A 1,394-nucleotide genomic window follows, 5' to 3' on the forward strand; every position below is an offset into this window, starting at 1 on the left:
ATAAACTAGCAGTTTGAGGTAATTTACTATTTTGCAAAATTCTCAAAAATTCTTTCTTAGAAATAGGAGGATTTTTTAACATTTTTATTTGTTGTTCGATCGCATCAATAAATTTTGCTGTATTATGTATCAATAACTGCTCAAAAAAAATATCAGGATGTAAGGCAATAATATTAAATTTATTTAACTCCTGTTCAGGAAAATCTTTGAGATTAAAGGTAACAATTACATCTGCCTTTGATTTAATGGCAACCGCTACCACATGACGATCGTCATGTGGTAAATTAATATTGGGAATATAATGTTCATAATTTTTGATTAAGCAACCGACAACATTAGAATCCATTAGAAATCGAGTTCTTTGTAATTGTTCATTAGTTAAATCAGGGCGATTATGTAAAACTGCACAAATCCATTCATTATGAATTTCATCACTCCATCTTGGACGAAACACCCCTTTTAATGCTAAGTGCATGAAAATATCTCTCAGTTGAGCAGGAAAAAGTACACAGGAATCAAGTACCGCAGTTACTTTTCTGTGATCAAAAATGCCCTCAATTTTATTCATAGCCTAACTTTAATTCTTGGGCTTGTTTTGCTAATTCTTCTAAGGTTTTTAGTCTTTGTTCATCAATTTTGTTCTTATAATTAATAACATCTTCAACCCTTAATCTACGATGTTTTCCAACTCTACGAAAAGGAATAGGGAGTTCTCCTGATTCTAGTAATTCAATTAAATGCTGACGACTAACCTCTAAGATTTCCGATGCTTTTGTCGTGGAAATTTCTTGGCTATTAGGAATTAAAATAATTGAATTTCCCTGAGCTATTTCTTGAATTATTTCTTGGACAAAATTAACCAAATCAACAGGGATAGGGATATTTACTGTTTCATTTTCCGCTATTTTTTCAACGTTGATCTTAAATTTATTAGCCAAAAGATTTTGAGCAACTTGTTTGATTTCTTCCGATGCCGTCAGTTTGATTGCCATGATAGTTTAATGAATAAGCCCAATAATTTTCAATCTAGCACAAATACTATAAACGCCACAAATAACTTAAATGCTATTTCAATAGAATTGATTAGAGAATAGATGATAAGCTATCAAGATCAACCCGAAATTTTTAACGAAGAACAGTTATAAGTACTTGACAAACTGCTCTCAAAATGAGAGAATACATTAAAAAATGAACAGTTTTCAGTGAATGCACCTAATCGCTATCCGTAATTTAAGAGCAGATATTGCCAGTTATCCTGATGCGAAAATTCAAGTTGAGTCTTGGTATGCCACCGTTAAAAAAGCTCAATGGCAGAATTTAGAGGATGTACGTCAAATTTATCGAGATGCAGAAGCAGTAGGTAATTTTACTGTTTTTAATATTAAGGGTAATCA

At 31.6% G+C, this 1,394-nt stretch carries 3 protein-coding genes; 1 reads left to right on the forward strand and 2 read right to left on the reverse strand.

Features of this window, described 5'->3' with window-relative positions; genetic code table 11:
- Together ACN4EE_RS23370 and ACN4EE_RS23375 are read right to left on the reverse strand one after the other, a co-directional pair.
- Positions 1-568 (reverse strand): PIN domain-containing protein (locus ACN4EE_RS23370; protein ID WP_431708906.1); only part of this gene is annotated, 568 nt, incomplete at its 3' end.
- Positions 561-992 carry an excisionase family DNA-binding protein gene (locus ACN4EE_RS23375; RefSeq protein ID WP_431708907.1) on the reverse strand — a complete coding sequence of 144 codons (432 nt, stop codon included), beginning with the start codon at positions 990-992 and terminating at the stop codon, positions 561-563. The genes ACN4EE_RS23375 and ACN4EE_RS23370, both read right to left, overlap by 8 nt.
- A 214-nt stretch (positions 993-1,206) precedes the next feature.
- Between ACN4EE_RS23375 and ACN4EE_RS23380 the strand changes: the two genes are divergently transcribed.
- On the forward strand, positions 1,207-1,394 hold a 188-nt coding region (locus ACN4EE_RS23380; RefSeq protein WP_431708908.1), incomplete at its 3' end, for a type II toxin-antitoxin system HigB family toxin.

The sequence above is a fragment of the Geminocystis sp. CENA526 genome, assembly GCF_050753365.1.
Lineage (GTDB): Bacteria > Cyanobacteriota > Cyanobacteriia > Cyanobacteriales > Cyanobacteriaceae > Geminocystis.

Bases quoted from the DNA above. Each gene is read 5' to 3' on its own strand.
- ACN4EE_RS23375 (WP_431708907.1), bottom strand. From the start codon at position 992: ATGGCAATCAAACTGACGGCATCGGAAGAAATCAAACAAGTTGCTCAA.